Annotated in this window: 1 protein-coding gene and 1 pseudogene; one reads left to right on the top strand and one right to left on the bottom strand. The window is 49.0% G+C overall.

Going from position 1 to position 1,281, the window contains the following annotated elements; genetic code table 11:
* Positions 1-18 precede the first annotated feature (18 nt).
* Positions 19-594, bottom strand: a pseudogene (locus DI44_RS0117295) (protein-glutamine gamma-glutamyltransferase); the annotation flags it as partial.
* 89 nt (positions 595-683) lie between these two features.
* Here DI44_RS0117295 and DI44_RS02590 point away from each other — a divergent pair.
* Positions 684-851 carry a hypothetical protein gene (locus tag DI44_RS02590; protein WP_223810850.1) on the top strand — a complete coding sequence of 56 codons (168 nt, stop codon included), beginning with the start codon at positions 684-686 and terminating at the stop codon, positions 849-851.
* Positions 852-1,281: the final 430 nt, after the last annotated feature.

The following is a 1,281-nucleotide window of genomic DNA, read 5'->3' as shown; positions in this document are numbered from 1 at the left end:
ATTAATTCACCGGCCTTCTAAGTAAATGGCATTTTCCCCTTGCCATTGCGGCGTCAACGGATCGAATTCCGGGTTTTTAAAATAGAGGCAATCTCCGGGGAGAAAGTGTTCATCTTTTTTTGTTTGAATGCCAAGATCCCGGTCGGTATGCCAGTCATACAGCAGCAAATCCGCAAACAGCCGGTTGAATGCCGCTGGATCGATTACGTCAAGCACGGCCTTGTAAAACACGATGACGATCGCGGTCGCGCATTCAAACGCGTATCGCTCGCTATGGACAAAAATGTCCTGAATCGCTTCGGAAGCCGTGACATCTGGGCGAAGACGGAAGCCGCCGCGCTCGTCCCGCGTCCAAAAATCGCTGTTGCAGCGCGAAAAACGGAAAATGGCAAACCGCGCCCGGCTTTTCGCCAACTCGCCCGCCGCCCGAACAATGCGGTCGCGCAAGGCGATTTCAAATCGAAGCTGGTGTTTATTTGCATACGTATACAACTTAGGCGAGGAAACAAGGGCATCTAAGATTCGTTGTTCGCTGGCCGGAAGCGAAAACGAACTAGAAACGTCAAAGTTGATTGGTGATAACACGCGAATCAAAGTGAAGAAGCCTCCTTGATGAAAGGATCGCAACAACGATATAGATGCAAAACGGAAAAGTTCTCCACGTCCTTGACGAAAAAAGTCGCTTGCCTATTTCGACCGCCCGAGGCAAACAGCCGTCTTCTTCGCCGCACCTTGGCGTGGCGGAAGACGGAACGACTACCTGCTTCACAGACCCAGGCGTGGGGCTGGAAGCGGCGTTGTTCGGTCGCCTGACAGTCCATCCAGTCGCTCTGCAAAAGCCGTCGATGTGAAGGCGTCCAATCGCATCTATATAGCGATGTCATAGAAGAAATGTATGCACTCGCGCCGGTGTTCATTCCCCTTTTTTAGGAAAAGAACGCTTTCCTGTGGGATGGAGAAGAGGGAACGGGGATGGATCAGCGCGTCCTAAAATTTTTTTAAAAAAGGTATTGCTTTTTTCGAGTTAAGGTGGTATATTAGAAAACGTCGCTGATCAAAGAGGTTGTTTGACAGCGATGCGAAGCAAAAAAGCAGTTGACATCCAAAAAGATGTTATGCTAACATAAAAGAGCTGTTTGAGAGAGACAAAACAGTCGAAAGCTTGTTCCTTGAAAACTGAACGAAACGAAGCGCGAAAGAAAAGCTGAGGCCGTTTAGCGCCTTTGGTGCTGCGGTTGAAGCAAAAAGCCAATCAATTTTCTTTGGAGAGTTTGATCCTGG

This window comes from Geobacillus sp. CAMR5420, assembly GCF_000691465.1.
Classification (GTDB): Bacteria; Bacillota; Bacilli; order Bacillales; family Anoxybacillaceae; genus Geobacillus; species Geobacillus thermoleovorans.
The sequence above is the reverse complement of the archived record's forward strand: the minus strand, read 5'-3'. Positions and strand labels throughout refer to the sequence as shown.